At 37.4% G+C, this 24,669-nt stretch carries 30 protein-coding genes and 1 tRNA gene; 13 read left to right on the top strand and 18 right to left on the bottom strand.

The genetic code is table 11. The annotated features are described in order from the left end of the window. Window positions 1–17: 17 nt before the first annotated feature. From D1868_RS08270 to D1868_RS08260, 3 genes are read right to left on the bottom strand one after another with little or no spacing between them, the layout of a single operon-like run. The gene (locus tag D1868_RS08270) at window positions 18–677 is read right to left on the bottom strand and encodes a hypothetical protein (RefSeq protein ID WP_196770232.1); all 660 of its coding nucleotides are present in this window, start codon (window positions 675–677) and stop codon (window positions 18–20) included. A gap of 43 nt (window positions 678–720) precedes the next feature. After that, window positions 721–1,812 carry a nucleotidyltransferase family protein gene (locus D1868_RS08265; protein WP_156007326.1) on the bottom strand — a complete coding sequence of 364 codons (1,092 nt, stop codon included), beginning with the start codon at window positions 1,810–1,812 and terminating at the stop codon, window positions 721–723. Between the two features lie 30 nt (window positions 1,813–1,842). Continuing rightward, window positions 1,843–2,478 (bottom strand): superoxide dismutase, encoded by a 636-nt coding sequence (locus D1868_RS08260; RefSeq protein WP_156007324.1) that lies wholly within the window; start codon window positions 2,476–2,478, stop codon window positions 1,843–1,845. A 231-nt stretch (window positions 2,479–2,709) separates the two neighbouring features. On the opposite strand from D1868_RS08260, the gene D1868_RS08255 reads away from it, so the two are divergent. After that, window positions 2,710–4,548, top strand: a complete 1,839-nt coding sequence (locus D1868_RS08255; protein WP_156007322.1) for a hypothetical protein — start codon at window positions 2,710–2,712, stop codon at window positions 4,546–4,548. Window positions 4,549–4,580: 32 nt separating this feature from the next. On the opposite strand, the gene D1868_RS08250 is transcribed toward D1868_RS08255, so the two are convergent. The 4 genes from D1868_RS08250 to D1868_RS08235 are packed head-to-tail and all read right to left on the bottom strand — an operon-like array spanning window position 4,581 to window position 7,576. Beyond that, window positions 4,581–4,808 (bottom strand): sulfurtransferase TusA family protein, encoded by a 228-nt coding sequence (locus tag D1868_RS08250; protein ID WP_156007320.1) that lies wholly within the window; start codon window positions 4,806–4,808, stop codon window positions 4,581–4,583. A gap of 23 nt (window positions 4,809–4,831) precedes the next feature. Next, window positions 4,832–5,629: a thioredoxin family protein gene (locus tag D1868_RS08245; RefSeq protein WP_156007318.1), complete on the bottom strand. Its 798-nt coding sequence runs from the start codon at window positions 5,627–5,629 to the stop codon at window positions 4,832–4,834. Then, on the bottom strand, window positions 5,626–7,299 hold the full coding sequence (locus D1868_RS08240; RefSeq protein ID WP_231112348.1) for a helicase C-terminal domain-containing protein: 1,674 nt from the start codon (window positions 7,297–7,299) through the stop codon (window positions 5,626–5,628). The genes D1868_RS08245 and D1868_RS08240 overlap by 4 nt, the downstream gene beginning before the upstream one ends. Next, window positions 7,283–7,576: a hypothetical protein gene (locus tag D1868_RS08235; RefSeq protein ID WP_156007316.1), complete on the bottom strand. Its 294-nt coding sequence runs from the start codon at window positions 7,574–7,576 to the stop codon at window positions 7,283–7,285. The genes D1868_RS08240 and D1868_RS08235 overlap by 17 nt, the downstream gene beginning before the upstream one ends. Before the next feature lie 158 nt (window positions 7,577–7,734). Between D1868_RS08235 and D1868_RS08230 the strand changes: the two genes are divergently transcribed. Then, on the top strand, window positions 7,735–8,037 hold the full coding sequence (locus tag D1868_RS08230) for a Rieske (2Fe-2S) protein (protein WP_156007314.1): 303 nt from the start codon (window positions 7,735–7,737) through the stop codon (window positions 8,035–8,037). Here the strand turns inward: D1868_RS08230 and D1868_RS08225 are convergent. From D1868_RS08225 to D1868_RS08180, 10 genes are read right to left on the bottom strand one after another with little or no spacing between them, the layout of a single operon-like run. Continuing rightward, window positions 8,021–8,686, bottom strand: coding sequence for a type I 3-dehydroquinate dehydratase (locus D1868_RS08225; RefSeq protein WP_156007312.1), 666 nt, complete (start codon window positions 8,684–8,686; stop codon window positions 8,021–8,023). The two genes, D1868_RS08230 and D1868_RS08225, sit on opposite strands and share 17 nt — an antisense overlap. Beyond that, a complete protein-coding gene (gene aroA / locus D1868_RS08220; RefSeq protein WP_156007310.1) occupies window positions 8,683–9,918 on the bottom strand; it encodes a 3-phosphoshikimate 1-carboxyvinyltransferase in 1,236 nt (411 codons plus the stop codon). The genes D1868_RS08225 and aroA overlap by 4 nt, the downstream gene beginning before the upstream one ends. Then, window positions 9,891–10,703, bottom strand: coding sequence for a shikimate kinase (locus D1868_RS08215; protein WP_156007308.1), 813 nt, complete (start codon window positions 10,701–10,703; stop codon window positions 9,891–9,893). Before D1868_RS08215 ends, aroA begins: the two co-directional genes overlap by 28 nt. Further along, window positions 10,676–11,848, bottom strand: coding sequence for a chorismate synthase (gene aroC, locus D1868_RS08210; RefSeq protein ID WP_156007306.1), 1,173 nt, complete (start codon window positions 11,846–11,848; stop codon window positions 10,676–10,678). Before aroC ends, D1868_RS08215 begins: the two co-directional genes overlap by 28 nt. Continuing rightward, complete coding sequence (locus D1868_RS08205; RefSeq protein WP_156007304.1) at window positions 11,826–12,617, bottom strand: shikimate dehydrogenase family protein; 792 nt, start codon at window positions 12,615–12,617, stop codon at window positions 11,826–11,828. Before D1868_RS08205 ends, aroC begins: the two co-directional genes overlap by 23 nt. After that, window positions 12,605–13,666, bottom strand: coding sequence for a 3-dehydroquinate synthase (aroB, locus tag D1868_RS08200; RefSeq protein WP_156007302.1), 1,062 nt, complete (start codon window positions 13,664–13,666; stop codon window positions 12,605–12,607). Before aroB ends, D1868_RS08205 begins: the two co-directional genes overlap by 13 nt. Then, complete coding sequence (aroF, locus tag D1868_RS08195; RefSeq protein WP_156007300.1) at window positions 13,663–14,655, bottom strand: 3-deoxy-7-phosphoheptulonate synthase; 993 nt, start codon at window positions 14,653–14,655, stop codon at window positions 13,663–13,665. The genes aroB and aroF overlap by 4 nt, the downstream gene beginning before the upstream one ends. Window position 14,656: 1 nt before the next feature. After that, a complete protein-coding gene (locus tag D1868_RS08190) occupies window positions 14,657–15,691 on the bottom strand; it encodes a chorismate mutase (RefSeq protein ID WP_156007298.1) in 1,035 nt (344 codons plus the stop codon). Further along, the gene (locus D1868_RS08185) at window positions 15,692–16,633 is read right to left on the bottom strand and encodes a transketolase family protein (RefSeq protein WP_156007296.1); all 942 of its coding nucleotides are present in this window, start codon (window positions 16,631–16,633) and stop codon (window positions 15,692–15,694) included. Further along, window positions 16,602–17,423, bottom strand: coding sequence for a transketolase (locus D1868_RS08180; RefSeq protein WP_156007294.1), 822 nt, complete (start codon window positions 17,421–17,423; stop codon window positions 16,602–16,604). The genes D1868_RS08185 and D1868_RS08180 overlap by 32 nt, the downstream gene beginning before the upstream one ends. A 68-nt stretch (window positions 17,424–17,491) precedes the next feature. Here D1868_RS08180 and D1868_RS08175 point away from each other — a divergent pair, with 68 nt between their 5' ends. The 9 genes from D1868_RS08175 (at window position 17,492) to D1868_RS08135 (ending at window position 23,550) form a co-directional block, all read left to right on the top strand. After that, a complete protein-coding gene (locus D1868_RS08175) occupies window positions 17,492–18,370 on the top strand; it encodes a HesA/MoeB/ThiF family protein (protein WP_156007292.1) in 879 nt (292 codons plus the stop codon). 7 nt (window positions 18,371–18,377) lie between these two features. Beyond that, window positions 18,378–19,289 (top strand): lysylphosphatidylglycerol synthase transmembrane domain-containing protein, encoded by a 912-nt coding sequence (locus D1868_RS08170; protein ID WP_231112347.1) that lies wholly within the window; start codon window positions 18,378–18,380, stop codon window positions 19,287–19,289. Beyond that, window positions 19,274–20,314 (top strand): SSO0295 family DNA-binding domain-containing protein, encoded by a 1,041-nt coding sequence (locus D1868_RS08165; protein WP_156007288.1) that lies wholly within the window; start codon window positions 19,274–19,276, stop codon window positions 20,312–20,314. The genes D1868_RS08170 and D1868_RS08165 overlap by 16 nt, the downstream gene beginning before the upstream one ends. After that, window positions 20,286–20,534, top strand: a complete 249-nt coding sequence (locus D1868_RS08160) for a KEOPS complex subunit Pcc1 (protein WP_156007286.1) — start codon at window positions 20,286–20,288, stop codon at window positions 20,532–20,534. Before D1868_RS08165 ends, D1868_RS08160 begins: the two co-directional genes overlap by 29 nt. 45 nt (window positions 20,535–20,579) lie before the next feature. After that, window positions 20,580–21,110 (top strand): 50S ribosomal protein L16, encoded by a 531-nt coding sequence (locus tag D1868_RS08155; protein ID WP_156007284.1) that lies wholly within the window; start codon window positions 20,580–20,582, stop codon window positions 21,108–21,110. After that, window positions 21,107–22,108, top strand: a complete 1,002-nt coding sequence (gene dph2, locus D1868_RS08150) for a diphthamide biosynthesis enzyme Dph2 (RefSeq protein WP_156007282.1) — start codon at window positions 21,107–21,109, stop codon at window positions 22,106–22,108. Before D1868_RS08155 ends, dph2 begins: the two co-directional genes overlap by 4 nt. An 8-nt stretch (window positions 22,109–22,116) precedes the next feature. After that, complete coding sequence (locus tag D1868_RS08145) at window positions 22,117–22,683, top strand: exosome complex RNA-binding protein Csl4 (protein ID WP_156007993.1); 567 nt, start codon at window positions 22,117–22,119, stop codon at window positions 22,681–22,683. Beyond that, a complete protein-coding gene (locus tag D1868_RS08140; RefSeq protein WP_156007280.1) occupies window positions 22,673–22,957 on the top strand; it encodes a DNA-directed RNA polymerase subunit L in 285 nt (94 codons plus the stop codon). The genes D1868_RS08145 and D1868_RS08140 overlap by 11 nt, the downstream gene beginning before the upstream one ends. Window positions 22,958–23,214: 257 nt before the next feature. Further along, complete coding sequence (locus D1868_RS08135; protein ID WP_156007278.1) at window positions 23,215–23,550, top strand: transcription factor S; 336 nt, start codon at window positions 23,215–23,217, stop codon at window positions 23,548–23,550. A gap of 1 nt (window position 23,551) precedes the next feature. Here the strand turns inward: D1868_RS08135 and D1868_RS08130 are convergent, their stop codons facing one another. After that, window positions 23,552–23,830, bottom strand: coding sequence for a hypothetical protein (locus tag D1868_RS08130; RefSeq protein ID WP_156007277.1), 279 nt, complete (start codon window positions 23,828–23,830; stop codon window positions 23,552–23,554). Window positions 23,831–24,018: 188 nt separating this feature from the next. Here D1868_RS08130 and D1868_RS08125 point away from each other — a divergent pair. Together D1868_RS08125 and D1868_RS08120 are read left to right on the top strand one after the other, a co-directional pair. Further along, a tRNA-Arg gene (locus tag D1868_RS08125) sits at window positions 24,019–24,108 on the top strand. A 265-nt stretch (window positions 24,109–24,373) separates the two neighbouring features. After that, complete coding sequence (locus D1868_RS08120; RefSeq protein WP_156007275.1) at window positions 24,374–24,658, top strand: hypothetical protein; 285 nt, start codon at window positions 24,374–24,376, stop codon at window positions 24,656–24,658. Window positions 24,659–24,669 lie beyond the last annotated feature (11 nt).

The following is a 24,669-nucleotide window of genomic DNA, read 5'->3' as shown; positions in this document are numbered from 1 at the left end:
TTCCATGTTAATAACGGTTAGTTAGAAGAACTTTTTCTCCTGAAAAACAAGTAAAAAGCCAGAGCTATTATACCAAGGGCAATGCCTGTAAGGTTCAACTGCGTTTTAGATTGGGGTGAAATATTTTTGTTTGGTAGAAAAGTTACGTTTATACTGGTTGAGCCGTTTAAAAGCACGACGTAAAAGTTACTCTCTATATTGTGATTAAAAATCACGTTCTGATTAAAGGGGGCATTTATATATACGAAGGTGTAATTTTTGACTGTGAACGTTTTGTTTTCTGAGATAGAGTACGAACTTCCGTTGCTCAACTGTACAGTTACTACGCCCTTTCCGAAAACATAGACAGACAAATTTACGTAGCTCGGTATTGCTGTGATGTTAATTGTTGTAGGTCCGTTAATATTCAATGAAGTGTTACTAACTTTTCTCCCGTCTATGAGCACGACATACCCTAGTGATGTAGGAAGTGCCTTAAGTGTGATTTTACCTGATAGGGTTAACGTAGTGTTAGAGTCTATTAAAATATTTGAGTTATTATAGATGATGTTCACGATTACTGGTCCTTCTAGTAAAAACTTGACTAGATAAGATGTCTCACCAAGGGAGGTTAAAACGTAGGGATACAACGCTTGTATGATAACGAGTGAGAATAACATAAAGGAGAATAATTTCATATGATTTCAGTAGCTCATAAAAAGAGAGGGACGCGTACGAAACTTAAAGTATTATGTTCCCGATTTCGTATATGGATTCAGACACTTCTTTATTAGGCAGTATTTTAGTGTGCTTATTGATCAAAATATTGTCATATGTTAAAACTTCGTCAGCTAATATCGAACTCTCTACCCTGTTCCACTTACCTACAGTGACACTATCACCTAGAATACTCTCGGCTATGACCGTAAAATCTCCTATATTAGCTTCCTGCATTAATATGCTCTCTTCTATATAGTCTCCCTTTCCGATCTTCCCTCTACTACCTATTATGGAATTCCTAATTACCGAGTCGTCATTTACTATAACCTCGTTGCCTATGTAGAAAGGTGGTTTGAGCTCAGCCTTTTCGCTCACTTTAGCGTTTTCACTAACGTAACCTTTAGGGAACTTAAGGGCTAAAAGCTCGAGGTTAATTCTCATATAATCGGAAGGAATTCCTATATCCATCCATAGACCTTTGTAAGGATAAACTGCAATGCATGTCCCAGAAGATATAAGTCTTGGTAAAAAATCTCTAGCTATCGAAATTCTATTCCCATTTTCTAATCCGTCTATTTTATCGAATAACTTTTTCTTAAAAACATAAATTCCTGCATTAATTAAGTTACTTACCGGTATTTTGGGTTTCTCTGTAATTTGAACTAACTTGTAGTCATCAACTACTAGAACTCCATATCTTTTAGGATCTTCAACTTGAGTTCCTACGATTGTTGCATCGCACCCCTTACTTTGGTGGAATTCTATAAGCCTTTTGTAGTCAACCTCATTATAAATGTCTCCGTAAACGACTATAACGTCTTCAGATAGTTCGTACTGCCTACTTATCATCCTCAGGGGTCCTGCATCGCCTAACCTTTCCTTTTCAACTATTGGTATTACGTTCCTATTAGTAGCCTTTACATGCTCTAGGATCTTATCCGCCATCACACGTAGAGATAGGTATACATTATCGACTTGTGAAGACTCTAGAGCATCTAGTATATAGTCTATAAGTGGTTTATCTAGTATCGGGAGCAGCGCTTTCGGCTTAGTCAAGCTTAAAGGTCTAAGCCTTGTGGCATAACCACCAGCCAGAACTATTGCGGAGACCATATATAAAATTTAGAAAATATAATAAAAAATTTACTTGTTTAGGTACTTCTGAAGCTTTTTGTCCGCATCGTCCCAGTTAACTACGTTCCACCATGCGTTTATATAATCGGCTCTCTTGTTCTTGTATTGCAAGTAGTAAGCATGTTCAAACTCATCGAGGATTAAGATTATCGGTAGCTCGGCTATATGATTCTGGAAGTGGTTTTCAAACGTCATTATCTCTAGATTACCTGACTCAGTATCGTAATATAATACTGTCCAACCTGTACCGGGTAAGCTATTAGCGGCTTCTGTGAATACTTGTTTGAACTTCTCAAAGCTTCCATACTGTTTTTCAATTAAGTCTCCTAATACTCCTCCAGGTTTCCCTCCTCCTTTACCAGCAGGAGCCATATTTTTCCAATATAAAGCGTGTAACTTGTGTCCGTTTATATTGAATACTAGTCCTCTAAGTAAACCTTGAATATCATATTGTCCTGAGGTCAGTTGCCCGTTAAGGATTTTTTCCATTCTTTCTAAGAAAGTATTTGCACCATTTACATACCCTTTATGGTGTCCGTTGTAGTGTACATCTATTATGTCTTTGCTTATGTATGGTTCTAATGCATCTATCTTATAGGGTAACGGAGGCAGTTCGTATTTTTTAAATTGAATTGTTTGAGCCATATAGAGAGAGTGTTAGAGATAGGTTAAATATTTTGGTTTAAATAATTAGGCAATGAAGGCATTTTAATGTAAGTCGTTTTTGGTGAAGCGAGTTGTGTGATTTTCTTAATAATCATGTCATTAAAATTATTATGGAGCAGTTCTAATTTTATTTATGTTCTCATCATAGAAAATAAATCATCCTAAATACGATATGTTTTTTATAAGTTTTAAATATAATTATAACCAATGTTGGATAGTATACGTGGTCTAGGTGAAGCTAACACATTAATCAGGAAAGCTCTGACAATGATCACCAATGGATTACTTACATATGAGATTTCATTTTCACTAATTAAAAACACTGGTTCAGCAGAAATTTTATCAGCTATAATTTTTGCATTGTCGTTTTTAATAGGAGATATACTAATTCCATTTACAGTAATAGGTGGAATTTTAACAAAATACCAAAATTATCTAGCTTCTATCATTTTATCAGGGAAATTCTACTTTAATTCTAATTTCGAAGTATTTTTACTATCTTTGATATTTTTATTTGTAATACCTCTAATATCCTTAGTTAGATTCAGAAGTTCTAGATCTTTTATCACAAGTGGATCCATACTGTTATCCCAGTTTAACCCTATTTGGTCATTACTGTTATTTAGTGGAATATCTCAATCTGATAATTACATTATTAATGTGCTTTCGGCTATCCCTATAGCCATAATATTTCCTTTGTACTTTTACGGTAATTTCTTAGGAATTGTGGTAGTTGTAATGATAATAATAGCTGCACTTACTTATACTATAAAATCGTACTACGGATTAGTTGGTGCAGTCTTTGTTACGTTGGCATATGTGTTGTTGACAAAATTAGGCTATACTATATCTATTCTATCAGTAGTAGTAAGTCTAGCTATATACTCTTCTAGTTTGATGATCTCAATATTAAGTTCTCAGTTTGAAAACAAGAAAGCTTATGAGACGTTGAAGAATAGCTTAACACAAGATCTGAAAAATATTAGCTCTATACTCTATAATCTGAAGGCTGAAATGGCAAAAGAAAACTCGGATATAAATAATGCAATTAATGGGTACATAACTCAAATAACTAAGCTTCAAGAGGAAGTTCTACAGTGTAAGAACGTTGAATGCGAAGAAGAGGTAAAAAACAAGCTAAGTAATGTGAGGAGAATAATAGCCATAGAATTGAATAACATAATATTTGATGAAATAAAGTCATATAATGACTTCTCTGAGAGATTAAAATTCTTAGGTATAAACATTCCTGAGTTGGAGTATCCTAAGGAAGAAATAAAGATAGAGGAGTTCTTAGATTTTTATCATAATCTAAAGAATGTAATTGATAAAAACATCTTAACAGCTACTAATATAGTAAATAACTTAATAGATAACTTGTCTCGGACTCTTGGAATCTATATACAAAAGGTAAAAGTCATCAATATGGATAGTATAATAGAAAAAGTCGAGAACATAGATATAAAAGACATAAATACTAAGCTAAATCTTTGTCTTAGTAAAGCCACTGAAATAAGTGGAATTTTACTAACAACACCGGATACGTTTGAGCTAAAGAAAGATATCGCTACTCTGCCTTTGCAACAGTTTACAATAAATAAACTAGTACAATCGTCGAAAGTTTTAGAAAGATTCACAAATGTGATCTTATCTGAATTGTCAATGTCTTATAGTGTGTTTAAGGATATATCTACTAGGTTCTCTACTCCTGAACTAAAGAGTCTTGAAGAAATAATGAATTCATTGGTTATAACTTTCCAGGCAGCAGATACTCCTTATTGTGAAAAAGTAAATAGGCTTTACAGCTCTTTAGCCAATGTCCAACAGATAATGGAATACGTAAGAGAAAGAGATGTAATTCTGCAATTGGAAGAAATAATAGATGCAATACTTCCTCAAATTAAGGGGAAAGGTGTTATAGAATTGGAAGAATTAGGAATAAATCAGAAATATGCAGACTTTTTGGTTAAAGCTCTAAATAATAGAGGAGTTATTGCTAAACTTGAAGGTAATAAAATTATATTAAGAAATGGAACTTACGGGGAATAATTTTGGGAATAATTTTTAAACTCATTACTGTTTTATCTCAGCCTCCTTATGCTTATTTCAGCATGATCACCAACTACGTCCCCTTTATATAGAAAGTTTCTAGCATTTCTTAACAACTGGTGTGTGCAAAGTACTCTGTCTTGATCAGCGACTATATTCAATATATCACCTGGTTTCATAGAAACTAAAATTTTAGAGATTTCCAATATAAATTCTTCACAAGATTTTCCTCTTAAATCCAATTTTATTTCTTGCGTCATAAATAACATTAAATAATTATAGTTTAAAAACTTATGAATCTAACTTCTTCTCTGCTAGATTTTGATAAAAGTTCATCCTCACTCATAACCTTGGACCAAAACTTTTCCACATTTAATAGCATATAAGTATAAGCCTCACTGATCCTCTTCATAGTATCTTCCTCATTCAAGGGATGAATCCTCAGTCCTACCCTTCCTACAGTCCCTCCCCTAACCATTAGCCAGTGGGCGAATACTTCTACCGGATATTTTTTAGTTATCTCTTCAGAAGTCAATTTTCTTCTGTATAAATAGTACAGTTCACGGATGAAATTAACAGATATAACTCTAAAGAACTGTTCTTTCCATTTATCCATATAATACTCTCCTTCCTTTACCATCACGTTACGTAAGTAATTATACATTTCAGATGCAGTGTTTTCGTCAGTAAGTGAGAGGCCTGTAACAGCGTATACGAAGTCTTTTTGAGCCATAAAAGCGTCGAAATCTCTATTCACAAATAGCCATGCAGTTGCAGCAAAAGAGTTGATTATACCGGTCATCAGTTTGTCCACGAGTTTGTCTTTATTGATTTGTTGAGTAACTACTTTACCTTCTCTTATCATCTTACCCAGTTCTTCAAAATCCACTACACCTGCATATACTAATTTCCCGTCTATGAAAACAGAAGGAGTAGATATCACTCCCCTTTCCAAAGCTATGAAGGGATAAAGTTGTGTATCAATTACTATTACTTTGCCTAATAGTCCTTCTTTCTCTAGATATTCTAACAGTAAGTTGCATTCAGTGCAGGTTTTGTGAGTAAAGATTTCTACTTTCATAATCGAGTCTTTTTTGGATTGAAGCAATTTAGGTTTTTCTTCCACCATAAGCTGTCGAACCTTCTGTCTAAGAGCCATACTTTTACATGATCATTAATTCCTCTAATCCCCCTTCCTATGGATTGTCTCACAGTCATTAATGCGGGGATTTTGTAAAGGTACTCATCAATTTTTCTTCCTAATCTTTCCGATATTTTTTGAGCAACTAACTTAGTATAATCGTCTGGTGGCGGATATGGAATTCCCACTATCACAACGTCACTGATCAAACTCCTCCCGTCTTTCACAAGTTCTACCCCTTCCGTCAGTTTCCCCCTACCTACTGCCCCTATTATAGTCTTGTTGAATTTTTGTACAAACGAGTATAATGTCTCTATTTCGGAGTCCTCATCTTCTAAGTATTTTGGCACTTGTATAAACCCCATCACCTTATTCATTATCTCATATGAGGGAAATACAGATAACACGTGAGCCTTAGCTTGATAATACACTTTTAGCAAGTAATCTCCATATTTTTTCCACATTACGTCTCCTCTACTGTCGTATTTAGAAGTTACATCGGTTGCTAGAATACATTCATAATCACCAGACACTTTTTCCTTAATTTCCCTCTCGACGTTAATATAAATTAAACTCCTCGTTATATTCCAGATCTTTTTGATATAATCTTCAGGTGGAAGAGTTCCAGACATTAATAGAAATGTTAGGTTATCATCGTTTAGTATTTGCAAGAAATTTGATATATCAACGCTCTTCAGAACTATTTTATTTTTATGAATAAAAGGTACTAGTTCTTCATCATCTTTGTAGCTTTCATAGAATTTAATTACAGAACCCAAATATATCCTTTTTATTTTCCTCTCCTTTATCATTTGCTCTCTTAGTTCTTCATACTCTTCTTTGAGAACCTCTATTTCATCATCTGAGATTTCAGGAATCTCATTCGCTCTAATGTAACTCTCTACATTAGAAGCTATTCTAATTAACTCGTCCTTTATTCTCTGCAATATGAACTTAACAAACTCATTTTTGGCTTGTTTTATAGCCATATCGAGTAAATGGCTTGAGAGCGTTCTCTCTTCAAAATCCCCTATTTTTTCGACATTATGAGCTTCATCCACTACTATTAAATAATCCTCAAATTCTATACCTAAAGATTCCCTGAACTTGTCTATGAAAAAGTAAGGATATGTAAGGACTATTACGTCGGCTTTACCTATGTCGTTAAAAAGAGAGAAATAAGGGCAAAACCCTTCTTCAATACCTTGTTTTTTTAACTCCTTAACAAATTCATTGGGATATTTTTCCACTTCTAGATCTATAATAGAAGTTTTAAAACTGCATAAGTTACAGTTTATATCATCTGTGCTTGCATCCCCTTCGGAAAATAAACAAGCGGTAGGTTTTCCCATGAGGAATGAGAATTTCAGGTTTTTATCAGTGTTAATTTTCAGGAAATCCCTGAAAACGGGGTTATATTCGTTGTGTGTTCTTACTAAGAAAAGAACCTTACCTTTTGTTTCAAGTCCTACTAAAAGAGAAAATAATGTCTTCCCACTCCCTGTCGGGGAGTTTAAAAATACCAGCTTATTGTTGTTAATAGCACTCTTAATTTTTTCTTTTAGTTTCTTTTGCCACTCTCTTAGCTCTATGTTAGAAAAATTCCTCAATTTTAGCTAATATCTCCTCTAGCATTATATATTTAACGTAATCCTTCTCGGTAAGTGATAATATGTCTTTTACCTTGCCCTTGACTTTTATGGTAGATAAGAACGGAAACACTGCTATAATGTGACCTACTCTTTTAACGTCCTCAACTATATCAGAGGATGGCGGTCTTGACGTTATTATTATAGCTTGTACTTCAGCTGACGGGGAAATATTATTTATCTCTATTAGCCTATAGTCTACTTTATTAGCAATTCTTTCCTCAATAGTTGTAGTCATTCTTTCACACCTCTTTGCTATTATGTATATAGCATTTTAACATTATAAATTAATCGTATATAAAATATGACAAACCGTATAAAAATATCACAAATTGGGCCGTAGACTTAGACATCACGTATGATTAGCCTTAAATCTTTTAAAAATTATTGGATTCGATGATTAGGATCCCTAAGTCTGATTTTAAACCGGGAGATAGAAGAAAAATAAAGGTTAACGATAAAGAACTACTCATCATATACTTAGGTGCAGATAAATTTTACGCTGTTGACAGTAAGTGTCCTCATCTAGGATGCGACCTAAGTAAGGTCGGTGTAGTGATAAGGGAAGAACTAGTGTGCCAGTGTCACTTTACTCATTTCTCCCTTGTAGATGGAAAGGCAATTAAGGGAGCTACCAAAAAACCTATAAAGACTTATAAGGTGACAGTGGAAAAGGAAGACATCATAATCGAGGATTAGGGAACAATTTCTCACATTCAACGTTGAAATAAGAAAGGATGTTTTTAACATCCTTATAATACATTTGGCCTTTAGCTGTTTCCTCTCCCGTATGAGCATATATAAGTTTTGAACCCAGAAGGCTGAAGGCTATCCTCTCTAACGGGTTAACACCCATTGGCATTACAGCTGAATTTGGAAACTCCTCTAAGACCCTGGCTAAGAGTTGCTTATATTTTCCAGTCCCGATTACAGCTACTTTTACTAGGGCTCTATTTGCATAAGATGACAAGTTATTTCTCACTTCTTCAAAGGTAGGAAGGTAGTCAAAGTAGTGGATCGATACTATCATATTCTCGTAAGGTACGATATTTCTTTTAAGGAACCTGACCTCTACGTCGTAAATAATGCCCTCTTTGTAAATCGCTTTTAGAAAATCTGCTTTCGAAGATTCGGATATTTTATTAACTCCCCCTTCGTTTACATCTCTTACGGTAACTATAGTTTTATCTTTGAAATCCTCAACTTTTTTAATGAACTCATCAACTGGTGGTAATTCGTGCATATAATCTAGCCTTAATTCTATTAGGTCTGCATCCCTTAACCTCTTTATCCTCTCATTTAACTCTGCTATACTTCTAACCGGTAAAGACGCTACTACGCACGTCATTCTAGTCTAATATTAGCCCCTAAGTAAATTAAGTCTTTCCAGAAATGGGGGTTACTTTTACTTACACACTCTGCATTGGAGACCGTTCCTCCTGAAGTTAGTGAAAGAACTCCAGCTAACATCGCAATTCTATGATCATTTGGACATTCTATATGACCCTCCTTAACGTCAGAGGGGTAAATTACAATTTTCTGGTCATCACTTTCAACGTTAACAGAGAAACTTTTCAGAGTTGAGGTGATAGTATGGACCCTGTCACTTTCTTTCGTCTTTAACCTCTTAATTCCTTCTATCACGGTTTCACTCCCAGCGAAGGGGGCTATAGACGCTATTGAGGGTGCTAAGTCTGGGAAATCGTCAACGTTAATTCTTATCCCTCTTAACTTTTCTGCTCCTCTAACACTCCACGAACCATCCTCAACTACAGTCCTCACCCCCATGTCTCTTAGTATCTTTACTATGCTGTGATCACCCTCGTAGTAGGGTATTGGATAAAGGTTGTATATATCTATCTCTCCCCCGGTAACGACTGAGGCAATGGCGTAAAAAGAGGAAAGGGCGTAATCCCCGGGTATTTCGCCTTCGTATTCCTTAAACTCTCCCTCCTCAACTATTATTTTGTTCCCCTTCATCGTAACTCTGCCACCTAAGGAGTTAATGAGGTCGATTGTCATGTTTATGTAACTCTTAGACGAGATAGGTGGGATAATTTCTATTTCTCCCCCACCCTTTAGAGAAAAAGCGTATATGAACCCAGATATGTACTGGCTACTTTCACTTCCGCTAATTCTAACGTGATCAGTGTTTAGCTTTCCCTCTATTACCGTAGGTAAGTTAGTGGAGGAGAAAGTGACGTAAGGTTTTAATGCTTCGATAATAGCGTTTAGGGGTCTTCTTCTTAAACTTGTGTCACCGTCTAAGAGGGCTTTCCCTCCTAATATTGCTAATATTGGTATTATCATTCTCAGTGTCGTTGCCGAACCTCCGAAGTATAATGACGATGGTACTTTCAATTCTGATTTGTTTGATATGAACTTAAACTCTCCTTTTTCACTTATACCTAGCTCTTTAACCACTTCTTTTGCAATTTGAATGTCGTCGGAGGGTTCTGAGACGTTTTTTAACTTGACATTTGCTAATAAGGAGTAAAGAATTAATCTGATGCCGAAACTCTTTGACGTTGGGGCTTTTATTTTTCCTCTTATTATCGATTTCTTAATCTCTGCTCGCATAGTCCCACCGGTTGGACTATAATGGGTTTCTCAGCATGTTTTTCGAAAAGGTCTAAAATAACTCCTTCATCACCTATCTTAGTTACAGCAAACATGGAAGGTCCGTTTCCTGAAATACCGGCTGCCAATGCACCTTTTTTCAGAGCTTCGTTCGCTAAAGTAAGGTCGTACCCCATGATTATTCCCACAGCAAGCCCATTAAGTTTCATGGCTGTAATTACATCTTGTCTAGCTAAGGTGAAGATCTCCCTAAAGAGGGGTTCGAATTTTCTTAGCTTAGCCATATCCACCGATACAGCTCTGTTGCCTCTTGGTATGACTATGATCGAGATCTCTGAGGGTGGCTCTTTCATGTCGATGATTTTAAATTCCTTATTATACGTATAAGATACCCCTCCAAAGAACGAAGCTGAGGCATCGTCTAACGCGCCGGTATACGAAACACGGGACTTCAGAGACAAAATTGCGGAGAGGACTGGTACGTCCCAGACTTTTAGAGGTAACTGGAACTTTTCTACGATTTCCCCTATCAAAGCAGAGGAAACAGCACTACTACTTTTTAGTCCGCTCTTCGGGGGTATCTCGGAGTTAACCTCCACTTCAATACAAGGTATATTATAGTTCTCCCTAAAATAGGACACAATCTCGTTTATCAGCTGAGATGGGTGGGTAGTACACTCATTGCTCTTTCTTATTTTTACGTCAACCTTAACGTTTATAGCCATTGATGAGCCGTACCAACTTGGAAGTGCGTTAACTACTGAGACCCCTGCATAGGTTTGCATAACTCAACGTACCTCCTCCACCTTTCCTCTATTATTTTTGCTTGCTCCTCAGTTAGTTTTACAGTAGGTATATACCCAGTCCTCATCGCATGGTCTACTAAGACTAGGGCTACCATCGCTTCAGCTACTGAGACTCCCCTAATTGCTACTGCAGGATCGTGTCTACCTATAACAGATATCGTAGTCTCTTCGTAAGTCCTTAAATCTACTGTTTTCTGGGGTTTTCTTATGGAGCTAGTAGGCTTAAAAGCACAACGTAATATTATATCTTCTCCGTTAGACAACCCTCCTAAGATCCCTCCTGAAGTATTGTTTTTCCACCTGAGTCTTCCGTCCTTAACGATAATTTCGTCATTTGCTTCACTACCTCTCATTCTTCCCGCTTTAAAGCCAAGTCCGTATTCAAAACCTGTAACAGCAGGAATTGAGAGTATGGCTTTAGCTAGGTCTGCTTTTAGTTTATCGAAAACTGGTTCACCTAAGCCTGATGGTGGGTTTTTGACCACAATTTCGGCAATTCCTCCCCAACTATCTCCTTCTACTGTAGCTTGTTTGATAAGTTCTTCGAATTTTTCCTCCAACCACTTTTTACTAGCCCTGACGGGGCTATACTTTGAGCAAAGAATCTCCTCAAAGGTAACATCTTCGTTTAGCTCTATAGGTCCCAGACTCTTTAGGTGTCCACCAATTACCGTGTCAGTAAGCATCAACAACTTTTTAGCTACTGCACCAGCAGCTACTCTGCTAACTGTTTCTCTCGCACTAGCCCTCCCACCCCCTCTATAATCCCAGTTTTCATAACCGTATTTCATAATGTAAGGTAAATCTGCATGTCCCGGTCTCGGTTTATATCTTATTTCCTCGTATAGTGACGAGATAACGTCTGAGTTCTTTACTATTATTGCTATTGGTGCCCCCGTAGTCCTCCCGTTATATATTCCACTTACGATCTCAGGTTCGTCCTTCTCACGTCTACCGGTTACATATTGTCTGCCCGGTCTCCTGAAGAGGAGTTCAAACTGTATGTCGTCTTTACTCAAGTATAACCCTGCAGGGACTCCATCAATAACCACTCCTACTTCAGGACCGTGACTCTCTCCAAATGTAGTTATTCTGAACATTTCACCGAACGAGCTGCCTGGCATATAAATACCCCATTACTTCATTCCTATCTAACCTTTTGCCGAACCAAATTTTATCAGCCTCTAAAGCCTGCTCTACAAGAATTTCGATCCCGTTTATTGTATTTATTCCTCTTTTTTCAGCTTTAACAATAAGTGAGGTCTTTACAGGTTTGTATACGAAATCTATCACCAACTTTCCCTCAACACACTCATCAGGTACGAAGTTAGGGTCTGGAGTAGTATTTACTACTACGTCGCTTTTAGGGCATGTCTCCACAATCTTAATACTGAATCCATTCCGTGATACCTCTTCCCTCAATTTCTCTGCCCTTTCTTTGCTCCTATTGATCACGAATACCTCACAACCCGCGTTAAGTAAGGAGTATATAACTGCCCTTGATGCTCCACCAGCACCGAATACAGTACATACTTTAATCTCGTTTACATCTATTTTTTCTCTGATTAATGTGTTTAAGGCTACATAATCCGTATTATAGCCTCTTCTCTCAAAGATTGTGTTTACAGCTCTTATCATTTCCGCTTCTTTTTCTGGTCTTACGTATCTCAATGCATCCTCCTTGTAGGGAATTGTTATATTCAATCCGTGGCTTATGTTAAGTAAACCGGGGAAAGTATCATGGAATTTCTCTTTCTTAATATCGAACGCAAGGTAAACGGCATTTATCTCAAGTTTTTGAAACACGTAATTATGTATTGCTGGAGATAAGGTGTAAGGTATATTCTCTCCAACTACACCCAGTAGTTTAGTATTGTAATTTATTTCAAGCATTGTTCCGCAAACCCCTTCAGAGTTTCTAACGGTACTTCTACCTTTTTCCAGTTACCAATTCTAGTCGGGAAAGGCATAAGGACTTTACCTCCCCTGACTTTTTTGTCTTTGGTCAGAGCTTCAATTGCTTTCCTGAGGTCAATATTTTCCTTCAACGAGTCTATTGTTATAGGTAATTCGTAATGGGTTAACATCCACGTAGTGTCTTCTACAACTCCTTCCTCTGCATATCCCATTTCCTCAGCTATTTTCGCCTCACATACCATTCCAACTGATATGGCGTAACCGTGAGGGATCCTGAAGTTGGAACCCGCTTCAATAGCGTGACCAATTGTATGGCCGAAGTTCAGGACTATCCTAATGCCTTTAGTCTCTCTTTCGTCCTCCTTTACTACTGCTAGTTTATTCAATGCTGATTTATATACCACAGTCTCTAAAGCTTCCGGTTCTTTAGAGTATATTTCATCCTTATGCATAGCCAAGTAATCGTAAAGCTCCTTGTCTAGCACCAAGCCGTATTTGATTACTTCAGCCATACCCTTCTTTATTTCCTCCAGAGGAAGTGTCTCAAGAAATTCTATGTCGGAGATTATAAAGGATGGTTGGTAGAACGTTCCCAATACGTTCTTAACGTTCTCGAAATTAACACCGGTTTTACCTCCTATTGCAGCATCTACCATTCCCAGCAACGTGGTTGGTATGTTAATTAGGTTTAATCCCCTCATGTATATCGATGCTATGAAGCCTACTACGTCTGTTACCGTCCCTCCTCCTACTGCAATTACATAATCTCCTCTATCGAATCCTTTCTCGAATAATTCTCTTATCAATTTTAACGAGTATAATATATCCTTGACTTCTTCACCGTCATCCATGGGGAATTCATAATAATTCTTCAAATTTTCTTTGACCTTGTCAACGTTCAGTTTTCTCGAGTAATACAACGCAACTTTCTTGTCTCCTATTATTTCGGAAAGAGATGAGACTGAACCCTTACCGATTATGACATGGGTAGTCGTGTTGCAAAAATCTTCACTTATTTTAATCATGCAGTTCTACCTAGAGCGTTAGTTAACGCCTTAATTCTATTCATTAAGACCTCAAAGGACTCAGGGGTTAACTGTTGCTCTGAGTCACTTAAAGCTTTCTCGGGATGAGGATGGACTTCTATTAATAACATGTCTGCACCAGCTGCAACTGAAGCTAATGCGAGGGAGTGAACCAGTTCTCTCTTCCCAGCCGGATGGCTGGGGTCAGCACATATAGGTAGGTGGGTCTGTAATTTAGCTGCTACCATTCCACCTATATCAATAGTAAATCTTGTGGCTTTTTCAAAAGTTCTGATCCCCCTCTCACAAAGAACAACGTTCCCGTTTCCTTCCGAAAGTATGTATTCTGAAGTCAATATCCACTCTTCGACTGTGTTACCCATCCCTCTCTTAAGAAGAACTGGCAACCCAGATTGTCCAGCTACCTTTAGCAAGTCAAAGTTTTGGGCGTTTCTTGCCCCGATTTGGAGCATGTCTACGTATTTCTTGAACATATCTATTTGTCTGGTGTCCATTATTTCAGATACTACGGGTAAACCTACCTCGTCTCCTACTTTTCTTAATATCTGAAGACCCTTTTCACCGAGACCTTGAAAGGAGTAAGGGCTAGTCCTCGGTTTAAATGCTCCTCCTCTAAGTAATGATGCTCCAGCTCTCTTGACAGCTTTTGCCACGGTTAATACTTGCTCTTCATCTTCTACAGCACAAGGACCTGCAGCTACTACAACCTTATCCCCTCCTATCTTTACTCCCTTGACGTCAACTTCCGTAGGTTCTTTTTTCCATTCGTTACTGGCTAATTGGAAAGGTCTTTTCGGCTTTACGGCTATTTCTATAGACGGATCTGTGATGTTTTCAACATATGCGTCTGGCCACGCTATTACTATTTTTTTTCCATACAGATCAAGGAATTTATAAGAAGCTGAGGATTCCTTTAACTTCTCATTTAGTGTAGAATAATCTACCCCGTGTTTTAGGATAAATAACAATCTACTCACCTAGCTCGTCTTTAACTTGTTTTAACTTCATAATCCCTATTTCTCTAGCCTTATAAGCATAAGGGTTACTCTTTTGTATTTCTATAACCACTTGGTATAACTCGTTCACTCTGGAGATTATCTTTGATACTTCCCTAAAATTAGTTGTTTGTAATTCTTTCAGATGGTTATCACTTATCTCAAGCTCCTTTTGAAGGCTCGGAATTGCCTTATTTAAGCCCAAAATAAAAAAGTGAGTGAGGACTTGAACTATAGCCATAGCCTTCTCGTGTTCTTCAACTGTAGTGACTACGGGTTGAAGTCCTACGTCCCTCCAGAATTCTACTATTTCAGTTATATCTCCTGAAGTAGATGAGGGTATAATTGCAATTCTCTCACCAACAGGATATAATATGGGTCCGAATAGCGGGTGGGTTGACACGAACTTAAACCTGTTCTTTACGGACATTTCCTCGAGTTGTTTAAAAGTACCCACTTTAGAGGAAAATATATCCATGACGACCTTTCCTTGAGGTACTTTACTAAGGAGGGATGAAATGTAATCTACTGCGGAAGGAGAGAGGGCTAGAATTATATATTCCCCCCAATTAAGTGCTTGTTCTGGTTCCATGAATACAGCGTTAAACTGTCTTGACAACGATTCAGCTTTTTTTGGATTCCTTCCCGTTATAACAACGTTGTGACCGGCGAGGGTGAGAAGTGAAGTGAGTGAACGTGACATTCCCCCGTATCCGACTATCACGACTTTCTTCTTTTTCCCGGGGGAAATTTGATAAAGTTTAGAATAAGAGAATAAAATAGGTAAAATAAGATTCACCATTGACTCTGGTATTCCCAAATACCTTGCCTTTTCGAGCCAATAAGTCTTAACGTATTCCTCTCTTTTTGCGTCTGTAACTTCTTTCCCTGTCCTCCTCTTAATTTCTCCTATCTTCGCAGAGACCTTAAGCCTTCTGTGTAATAACTCTAATATCTGATTGTCAATATCCTCTATCTCCTTTCTCAGCTTTTCCAGCTCTGTGCTCATTCATTTCACTAGCTCCAGCGCAGCGCTTATGACGGATTTGTAATTGATTCCGTAGTAATCTAGGAGATCCCTTTGACTTCTCGCACTCCTGCCAAAAGTGGTGGCTCCTATAAACCTCATCTTAGTCGGATATCTTTTTGCTAACACTTCAGCTACAGCAGAACCTATACCACCATATATGCTATGTTCCTCTATTGTTACCACTCTTCCAGTTTTTCTTGCATAATATTCTATCGTATCTTCGTCTATCGGCTTTATAGAGAATAAGTTGATTACAGCAGCGCTTATACCTATCTTTTCTAATTCTTCTGCAGCTTTTAATGCGTCCCATAGTACGACTCCGGCACCCATTATAGCTACATCATCTCCGTCTCTAAGCACGTATGCTTTACCGAGTTTGAAGTCGTAATCTACTCCCGTCGTTATTGATGGCGAGTATTCTCTGCCCATACGGTAGTAAAGCGGCCCCCTCAGTTCCTGAATTACTACGGGCAAACTTCTCTTTATATCATCCGGATCAGCAGGCACTATAACCTTCATGTTCGGTAGAACTCTCATCAATGCTATGTCCTCTAAACTCTGGTGGCTTGATCCATCACCGCTGTCGCTATAGCCCGCATGAGTTACAAGTATCTTTACGTCTAAGTTCATTCTGGCTACTGAGTTCCTAATTTGCTCCCATGCCCTCATTACGAACATGGAAAAGTTTACTATTAACGGTTTAAATCCTACTGCAGATAGACCCGCAGCAAAGTTAATCATGTCTTGCTCTGAAATACCTACGTTGAAATATCTATCAGGGAATTTTTCCCTGAAGTACATTGCCCTTGTAGAGTCCCCTACATCAGCAGTAATTACTACTATATCCTTGTTCTTCTCTCCTAACTCCGCTAATAACTTACCAAAAGTATCACGCATTGAGTAGGAACTTCCTTGCATCATCTGGACTCGACCTCTGTCTCTTAGAGTTTTCGATGACTGGGAAACCTTTTCCCCTCATTGTCTTTGCAAATATAACCACTGGTGCTTTTACTTTGAGTGCCTCATCTATTGTGTTTATTATACTTACGAAGTCATGTCCGTCACAGCTTAATGTCTTCCAACCGACAGCTTTCCAGACATCGGGTAAGAAGTCCTTAGGCTTTACATTACTCGTCGAATCGTCCAGCTGGAACCCGTTCATCTCTATGAAGGCAACTAAGTTGTCTAACTTTCTCGTGACGGCATGTGTCATGGCTTCCCATATTTCACCCTCGTCTTGCTCGCCATCGCCCATTATTACGAAAACTCTCCCAGTACCTCCCTTCATCTTAATTCCTTGGGCAACTCCTATTCCGAAGCTTAAGCCCTGACCTAAGCTACCGGTAGCCATGTCCACACCCGGTATGAAGATTTCTGGGTGTCCTTGAAGTAGTCCTGAGATATCTTGAATTTTCCATAGCTCATCTTCGCTTATGTAACCCTTCTCAGCTAATACTGCATATAATGCGGGAGCGGCATGTCCTTTACTTAATATTAACCAGTCCCGGTTAATCGGGTCTTTACCTTCCCTTAGATACCTGAAGAACAATGTTGTTAATATTTCTATACTACTTAGTGAAGAACCCACATGGATTGTCTGGTCGTAAAATAGCATCCTTATTACATTCCTTCTAGCTCTTTCTGCTATTGACTTGAGCTTATTTAATTCCTCTAATGATATTGGAGTTCCATCACTTCCACCTTTTTCCATTGGTGCAAAATCAAGCCCCCATCACATCTTCCAAACACTTAATTATAAGCTTTGTTATACAAGATTGTGTGGAAAGATACTCAAGGCAAATATTAGTATTAGGCTTTGAAGTACAGCAGAAGCTAGCTGGATTAAAGGTTACTATTGTTGGTTGCGGAGCGTTAGGCACAGCCTTAGCTGAACTCCTAACAAGGCTGGGAGTAGGTTATATTAAAATTATCGATGCAGATATAGTAGAAATCAGTAATCTTCATAGAACTAGGCTTTTCACGGAAGAGGATGTAGGAAAACCTAAGGCTCTTGTATGCAAGGATAGATTAGCTAAAATAAATTCAGGTATAAAGATAGATGCAGTAATCGATGTTGTTGATCAAACCAACGTAGAGGAGTTAATAAAGGGTAGTGACTATGTATTTGACGCTCTGGACAGTTTATTCTACAGACTTGTCTTAAATGACGCATGCGTAAAGCTTGGGATCCCCTTAATTTACGGTGGAGTAATGGGAGAATACTCATCCGTAAAAATAATAGTTCCCAAAATTACATCTTGTTTGTCTTGTTTTATGAACTACTCAAATGAGGCGGATACAAACGCTTGTGAGACAATAGGTACTTTAAATACTGTTATCGATGTGACCGCAAGTCTGCAAGTTCAATTAATGCTGAAACATTTAATGGGTGAAATCGACGGAAATTTGTACTACCTGGACATGAAGAGCCTTAGACTAGATAAAATACGTATCGAAAGGAGCAGCCAATGTGAAGCTTGTTCAAAGGGTGAATATGTTTATCTTAACTCAAGGCTTGAAGTGAGCTGTGGTATAAAGAGACTAAGAACTTCCGAAGGATATATATATAAAAATCAGGGCGTAAAAACAGAGAAAGTGAAGGATGGATTTATTATTTGTTATCCTGACGGAAAATGTTTTAAAAAAGTTTCTCGCTAATGAAGACGTGGATAAAAAATTAGTATTAGCCATACTTCTTCCAATCATAATCATAGGAGTATATTCTGAAATATTTAAGATTGATATTCTAAATGTATTCTTGAATTTGGATCCTTATTTCGTGATATTCTTCTTTGTGGCTTATCTCACCCAAATTTTAATAGTGTCTTTAAGGGACTCGATGATAGTAGGAATAGATTTCTATACAGCGTTTAAAGCAAGATTATTTGCAAATAGTGTAAGTCTTATAATTCCAGGAGCAATGGGTCCTGATCTAGCCAGAGCTGTAATTTATGTCAGGAAAGGGGTAGGTATCGATAAAGCATTTTCCCTCTCTCTTTTAGAATCATTTTATGACGTGAATGTAATAGCGGTAATGTTCTTAGTATTTATCTGGTTTAAGTTTTCAGCTTTCGAGATAATTTTGGTTCTTACAGCATTGGGAAACGTTTTACTTTGGTTCTTTGGGGTAGGATATATTTACGGTACATCTAACTATAACTTAAATAGAATAGAACAAAAGATATTTTCTATTAAATATCTTAAGCCCTTGCAGGAGGCTTACTTGAACGCTAAGGGTGAGATGAAAGAAAGGTTAAGCAGCCCTTTTCTAACTATATCGTCGGTGTTTCTCACAGTTCTTAGCTATGTAGTACAATCCTTGCCTTTTTATCTGGTTTCAAGGTCATTAATAGAATCAATTTTGATTAATACTACTTATCAAGTCGCTTTATTAGTGCCAATACCTTCTGCAGCAGGGATATCTGAGCTTGCATTAACTGCATTAGTTCCTCCTCTCTTAGTTCTTCAGATAAGAGTTCTTGAGCTACTGTCATATTCATTAGGCTTTGTTTATGTTAGGGAAATTAGTATTAATGAGATCAGAAAAGAGGTGAAGGAAGTTTGGAAAACTATCTAAAAGAGCCTAGTCCGGACAAACAAATAACGAGCGAAATCATAGCGTCAAAGGTAAGGTGTATTAAAGCTCCTTATAACCCGGACGCCATAATATTTTCGTTTTTAATTAGTAAGTATGCAAATAGCGAAGGTGATGAGTTTGCTCTAAGCCTCAGGGGAGAATGTCCTATAAAATTAGAAATTACCCCTTCTGGTAGAGTTATTACTATTTTCGACAAGCAGTATAACATAGGACAAACTTCATTTTCGTCATTGTTTCCCATATCAGTAGATGACTTAATTCCAATACTTGCCGGTATGTTCTCGTCAGTGGTCTTAGAGAGAAGACCCTTGACAGAATATGAACGTAACGTAGTATCACAAATGGAAAATTTAGGAGTTTCAGTAGAGAAAAATATCAAGATACCTAACTATAAACACTTGCCATTATTTTCATCTTTAACAATGTCCATAGATCCGTATATACCGGATATGACTGGGAATAGAGAAGATACAATAAAGGCGTTAGACGAACTTGGAATCCAAGCTACGGATAAACTGGAGGATCTAGATGAGGCGAAACTGAACACACTTATGATGAGGATAGCTTCGAGTGTTATGAAGGTTAATCCAAAATTCGATAGAACAGACCTGATAACCGATAGAGTTTACTATATGGAGTACGATACTTTAGAACTGGCCTTTACGACCTTGTATTTTTTAGACGTTAGAGGGATTGGAGACCTATTTCAACTCGTTTATACACCGAACTATGCCGAGACCTTAATAACTAAGTTCAGGGACGACATGGCCAAGGGTTTTAAAATAAACGGATTAACCGAGACTACACAGTATTACATTGTGGATTCAACACTGAGGTCGCCGATACTACTTCAACTAATATTCATACAACAAGGCCGTGTCAGAAGAGATAAACCAATATTTATAAAGACTCAAGAGGGCTTATTTACAAGCAGATATTTCTACGTTAATTCCGGAAAAGAAGGGTTGATAAGAGTTGAAGATAAGTATAACTCTAAGGATTAGGACTTCGCAGCCTAATAATGTGGCAAAGATAGTTAATGTGGACAATATAAATATTCCCAGAGGGATGGAAATAAAAGTGGAGCCAACTGATGATGACTTAATAGTTATTGTGTCAATGAATATAGAGAAACCTAGTGACATCTTGACGTTAAAGAACACTGCTGACGAAATCATACAGCAGATAAACTTGATAGAGAAGACCCTAAATAAGGTAAGGTAAACATTCAAGGGAAAGTTTTAAATTAGTAGTAGACAGTGTGTAATTATGCCACTAAGACCTGGAAGATGTTACAGGCACTTCTCCGGCCCAGCTTATACGAGAAAGGAGTACATACCTGGAGTACCAATGCCTAAAATAACAAAATTCACTATGGGTAATCCCAATAATGATTACGATTACGAATTAAGACTAGTCAGTAGTGAGATAGGGCAAATAAGGCATAACGCTTTAGAAGCCGCACGTGTATTAGCGTTAAAGTATTTAACGAAGAAATTAGCCTCAGAAACGAACTTCTATTTGGTTGTTACTAAGTATCCCCACCATGTTTTGAGGGAAAACAAAATGATGGCCTTTGCAGGAGCGGACAGATTACAGGATGGTATGAGGCTTTCATTCGGAAAGCCCATAGGTACAGCAGCTAGAATAGAAAGGTTAGGAGACCTCATAATGTTCGTTAAAGTTAAGAAGGAACACGTAGATATAGCAAAACAAGCATTAAAGATGGCACAGTCCAAAATATCAATTAGGACTAAGATCGAGATCGTGCCGTTAAAGAAAGAGGCACCAGCACAGTGAATTATAACTTTGAAATAGAGAAAACCATAAACGAAATAAAGAATAGAGGAGCAAAAAGAGTTCTTCTTCAGTTTCCGGAGGGTTTAAAACCTTTTTCATTACAAGTGGTTGAACAGCTAAAAGAAAAATTACCGAATATAGAATTTCTCATATCTACTGAACCCAGTTGGGGAGCATGTGATATAGCCGAAGACGAGGCTACTACGCTTAAAGTAGATCTAATAATTCACTATGGTCATACACCATATACTTGGTATTACCCTAAGTTCCCTACCGTGTTCATCGAAGTCAGAAGTAATCTTTATATAAGTGACCAGCAAGTAGCGAACTTGAAATCCCTTCTTGAAGAAAAATACAAAGCGAGAAGAGTATCTATAACTTCGACCATACAACATGTACACTTGATCAAGCAACTGGCTACAAAACTTCAGGAATTTGATGTGGTTGTAGGAAAACCCTCTTCTCCTTTTATGTATGATGGGCAAATACTGGGTTGTGACTATAAAGCAGCTTTGAATGTAGAGGCTGACGTATATCTTAACATCTCAGGAGGTCTATTTCACGCTTTAGGCGTAGGTCTTGCTACTGGAAAGCCTGTAATTAAGGTTGATCCTTATACCGAAAGAAATGAGGACTTAACGAGTGAAGTTTATAAAATCCTTAAGGTCAGATACGGAAAGATATTGAAAGCATTAGATGCAAAGACGTGGGTAATAATTCAGGGAGTGAAAACTGGTCAGAACAGACCTCTGATGGTTAAGTACTTTGAGAAGAAACTAAAAGAAAGAGGATATAAAGTATTCGTAGTCACAAATAGGTCTTTGAGTAAGGACACCTTGAGAAACGTAGACAATGATGAGATCGACACGTTTGTCGTAACTTCTTGTCCTAGACTTCCTATCGACGATTTGTACGATTATGAGAAACCGGTTTTAACTCCGGGGGAAGCGAAAATGATTATAGCTGGTAATTTAGATAAATATATATTCCCTTGGTGATGTGAGTGTTGAGAAAGCAAGGAGAATTATTGTTACCGGGTGACGAGTTGAATGTATTGGAGGAATTCGTACCGAGCGAAGGGACTTACGAGAAGGACGGAAAGGTTTACTCCAGTGTCGTAGGGAAAGCGTTTTACGATATGATAAATAGAAAGGTAAATTCGATCGCCTTTAAGAGACCTGGAATTGTTATGATAAAAAAGGCGAAGTATGTGCTAGGAATTGTAGTTGGGCTTAAGGAAGACTCAGCCCTAGTAAACATTTATAGTATTGAGGATAAACAGACAGAGTCTATTACAGGTTACCTACATATTTCTCAGATAAATAACAAGTACTTAAACTCGATATCCGAAGCTGTTAAGGTCGGAGATATAATAAGGGCTAAGCCCTTAAACTCCACAATCCCTATAGCGTTAACTCTAAAACAGAGGGATCTGGGTGTTGTTTACGCTAAATGCTCGATATGCGGTACTAAAATGACTAAACATGACGAAGAACATTTAAGGTGCCCCAACTGTGGTAATATTGAGTCTAGAAAAATAGCTCTACTTCAGGTGAAGAAAGGTGGAAGTTAAAATCCTTAAGGAAACGGATGAGTATTTAGAAGTACAAATAGACGGTGAGGATCACACTTTAGGTAACCTACTAAAGGGTATGCTCTTAATGGTACCGGGAGTAAAGTTCGCCTCTTATACGCAACCTCACCCTCTGATAGACAGTATAATAATAAAGACAATGACAGACGGAACTATAAAGCCAAGGGAGGCTTTGAAGAAGGCTATTGAACTTGCCGAGAGTTATGCTAACAAGTTTATTGAAGAGGTTAAGAGTATTGAAAAAGGAAACTAGAAAAGCGGTTGTCTCGTCTTATCATGACAAGTTATACATTGTATGTATATTTAGAGGTTTTTTCTAGAAAAAATATTTTTCGGGGAAAGTAAAGAAGAGGTTATTAATTCTTTTAATTCATCAAGTGTTAAGGAGGAAGTTAAAACCTTTGTTGATAGTGGAGAAGAAGTCGAAATTTGTAACTCTTTGGCTGAGCAAATTGGAAGAAAATTAAATAAACTATGGCGTAAGTAGGTATTTCTATTGGTGACTTTATTATGAAGTTCTGTCCCAAATGTGGCTCCATTATGGTACCTAAGAAAGATGGAGGAAAGACACTTTACAGATGTCCTAAGTGTGGTTACGAGGAAGTGGCAGGGCAACAATCAGTTAAGATAACGACGACAGTTAAGCACTCTATTAAAGAGAAAACGTTGGTCTTGGAGAGCGACGTTCCTCCTACTGGTGCACAAATAACTAAGGGTGTTTCTTGTCCTGCTTGTGGTAATGATGAGGCTTATTTCTGGATTTTACAGACGAGAAGTGCTGACGAGCCTCCTACGAGATTTTACAAGTGTACTAAGTGTGGAAAAGTATGGCGTGAATACGAGTGAATTAGCTACTGTGAATTGACACTCTAAGTTGATGACTTCTGGGGAATTCCTCATCGAAAATTCTCTTCAATAAGTTTTTCAGGTCTTTCTCAGATACGTTCTCGTAAGTCGTCTTCTTAAATCCGCTTTCTACTATCTTGAACAAGTCTTCTCTAATCTTTGTGATTTCTACCCAACGGTCTCCCTTAAAGCTTTCGACTCTCATTACTTTCCCTATTTCTAGTTTAATGACTTGACCGAAAACCAATTTATCTGCTGATTTTGTTGAAATCCAAGGCATGTGATAAATATCGATAAAAAGAATAATAAATGAACGATAAGAATATTACTGATACTAATTATTGATAAAGGCTTAAATCGGGAGAAGTTCAACTTGTTTTCATTAAGTAGTAATGGGCGTTTTTAATTTGTACCATATAATATACCGAAAAACCTTTAAGTTATGTGAGACTCATGATTTATGAACCTGGACCCGTAGCTCAGCCAGGATAGAGCGCCGGCCTTCTATGGGGCCGGTAAGAGAGCCGGTGGTCCCGGGTTCGAATCCCGGCGGGTCCGCTATATCTCTCTAATTTTAAAACATATAACATGAACGTTTTTACGGACTAAGTAGTGCGTAACTGTAAAAGTTTAATAGAGTTAAATTAATTTGTTTGCAGGAATAGAAGTATATATACATATTATTATTTTTTATTTAAGAATATACATATGATTTGTCAAATTCTTAAAAGAACTATTTTCACTATACCAATTAATAATATGGTCAAAAGAATTGAATTTTGGTAAAAACTTAAAAGGAAACTCTATCAGATTACTAATCATAATGTTTCATATTTGGATAGTTAACATTGGTATTGTAATTATATCGTTGATTTTGGCATTACTGGTATCGTATGAATTAGTATCTACTAGGAGTGTTGTAAGGAGCAAACTTACAGCAGTGCTTTTAGGATTAGGCATTATTCTGGTTATTCAACAAATCTTACTTTTAGGCTCATTCATGATGTGGTCTTCGGATTCAAATCCTATTTACGTTTACCCTTCATTGGGGATAGCAATTCTGAGCTTAATAGGTCTAATCATGATATATATCATAGTAAAAATATGATTTTTCTTTAA

Origin of the sequence: Stygiolobus azoricus (assembly GCF_009729035.1) — an archaeon.
In the GTDB taxonomy this organism is placed as follows: domain Archaea; phylum Thermoproteota; class Thermoprotei_A; order Sulfolobales; family Sulfolobaceae; genus Stygiolobus; species Stygiolobus azoricus.
This window is presented reverse-complemented; position numbering and strand designations above follow the sequence as displayed.

Coding starts and splice junctions, on each gene's coding strand:
- D1868_RS08215 (WP_156007308.1), bottom strand. CDS start 10,703: ATGCAAACCTATGCAGGGGTCTCAGTAGTTAACGCACTTCCAAGTTGG.
- D1868_RS08155 (WP_156007284.1), top strand. CDS start 20,580: ATGCCACTAAGACCTGGAAGATGTTACAGGCACTTCTCCGGCCCAGCT.
- D1868_RS08130 (WP_156007277.1), bottom strand. CDS start 23,830: ATGCCTTGGATTTCAACAAAATCAGCAGATAAATTGGTTTTCGGTCAA.
- D1868_RS08230 (WP_156007314.1), top strand. CDS start 7,735: ATGATTAGGATCCCTAAGTCTGATTTTAAACCGGGAGATAGAAGAAAA.
- D1868_RS08120 (WP_156007275.1), top strand. CDS start 24,374: ATGTTTCATATTTGGATAGTTAACATTGGTATTGTAATTATATCGTTG.
- D1868_RS08225 (WP_156007312.1), bottom strand. CDS start 8,686: ATGACGTGCGTAGTAGCGTCTTTACCGGTTAGAAGTATAGCAGAGTTA.
- aroC (WP_156007306.1), bottom strand. CDS start 11,848: ATGCCAGGCAGCTCGTTCGGTGAAATGTTCAGAATAACTACATTTGGA.
- aroB (WP_156007302.1), bottom strand. CDS start 13,666: ATGATTAAAATAAGTGAAGATTTTTGCAACACGACTACCCATGTCATA.
- D1868_RS08185 (WP_156007296.1), bottom strand. CDS start 16,633: ATGATGCAAGGAAGTTCCTACTCAATGCGTGATACTTTTGGTAAGTTA.
- D1868_RS08135 (WP_156007278.1), top strand. CDS start 23,215: ATGAAGTTCTGTCCCAAATGTGGCTCCATTATGGTACCTAAGAAAGAT.
- D1868_RS08190 (WP_156007298.1), bottom strand. CDS start 15,691: ATGAGCACAGAGCTGGAAAAGCTGAGAAAGGAGATAGAGGATATTGAC.
- D1868_RS08245 (WP_156007318.1), bottom strand. CDS start 5,629: ATGAAAGTAGAAATCTTTACTCACAAAACCTGCACTGAATGCAACTTA.
- D1868_RS08260 (WP_156007324.1), bottom strand. CDS start 2,478: ATGGCTCAAACAATTCAATTTAAAAAATACGAACTGCCTCCGTTACCC.
- aroA (WP_156007310.1), bottom strand. CDS start 9,918: ATGCGAGCAGAGATTAAGAAATCGATAATAAGAGGAAAAATAAAAGCC.
- D1868_RS08205 (WP_156007304.1), bottom strand. CDS start 12,617: ATGCTTGAAATAAATTACAATACTAAACTACTGGGTGTAGTTGGAGAG.
- D1868_RS08250 (WP_156007320.1), bottom strand. CDS start 4,808: ATGACGCAAGAAATAAAATTGGATTTAAGAGGAAAATCTTGTGAAGAA.
- D1868_RS08235 (WP_156007316.1), bottom strand. CDS start 7,576: ATGACTACAACTATTGAGGAAAGAATTGCTAATAAAGTAGACTATAGG.
- D1868_RS08180 (WP_156007294.1), bottom strand. CDS start 17,423: ATGGAAAAAGGTGGAAGTGATGGAACTCCAATATCATTAGAGGAATTA.
- D1868_RS08270 (WP_196770232.1), bottom strand. CDS start 677: ATGAAATTATTCTCCTTTATGTTATTCTCACTCGTTATCATACAAGCG.
- D1868_RS08265 (WP_156007326.1), bottom strand. CDS start 1,812: ATGGTCTCCGCAATAGTTCTGGCTGGTGGTTATGCCACAAGGCTTAGA.